The sequence below is a fragment of the Mycobacterium sp. IS-836 genome, from assembly GCF_001954275.1.
In the GTDB taxonomy this organism is placed as follows: Bacteria; Actinomycetota; Actinomycetes; order Mycobacteriales; family Mycobacteriaceae; genus Mycobacterium.
This window is the reverse complement of sequence record NZ_MBEU01000040.1, coordinates 1-574: the sequence shown is the minus strand read 5'-3', so window position 1 is coordinate 574 and position 574 is coordinate 1. Positions and strand designations below refer to the sequence as shown.

At 66.7% G+C, this 574-nt stretch carries 1 protein-coding gene; it reads right to left on the bottom strand.

Annotation, left to right across the window (positions count from 1 at the left end; translation table 11 throughout):
* Nucleotides 1-574 (bottom strand): phosphopantetheine-binding protein (locus A5747_RS11875; RefSeq protein ID WP_142245535.1); only part of this gene is annotated, 574 nt, incomplete at both ends.

Sequence of the window (574 nt, the reverse complement as noted above, 5' to 3'; positions counted from 1 at the left end):
GGCCCGCTTAGCCGCAATGCAGCCGCGACGTTGTAAACCGGCGAGGGCCCCTGCAACTGGTCGATAAACCACAACCGCTGCTGGGCAAACGACAACGGAACCACCGCCGGGCGCTCAACTGCCACCACGGGATCCAGCCGACCAGCGCCCTCAGCGATACGCGGCGCCAACCTGGCAACCGTGGGCGCATCGAACACGACACGCACCCCAACGTCGGCATCCAATGCGGTGTTGATCGCCGCCACCAGGCGCATCGCCGAGAGTGAGTCTCCGCCGAGGTCGAAGAAGGAGTCGTCGATGCCGACGCGGTCGTGTCCGAGTATTCGGGCGTAGATGCCGGCCAGGATTTCTTCGGTGGGGGTGCTCGGGGCCCGATACCCGCCGATGGTGTAGTCGGGTGCTGGTAGGGCGCGGGCGTCGACTTTGCCGTTGACCGTGAGCGGCAACGCGTCGAGCACCATGATCTGGGCCGGGATCATGTAGGCCGGCAGCCGTTGGGCTAGTTGGTCGCGGATGGTGGCGGGGTCGGCGGTGCCGGTGATGTAGCCGATGAGGCGTTTGTCGCCGGGGCGGT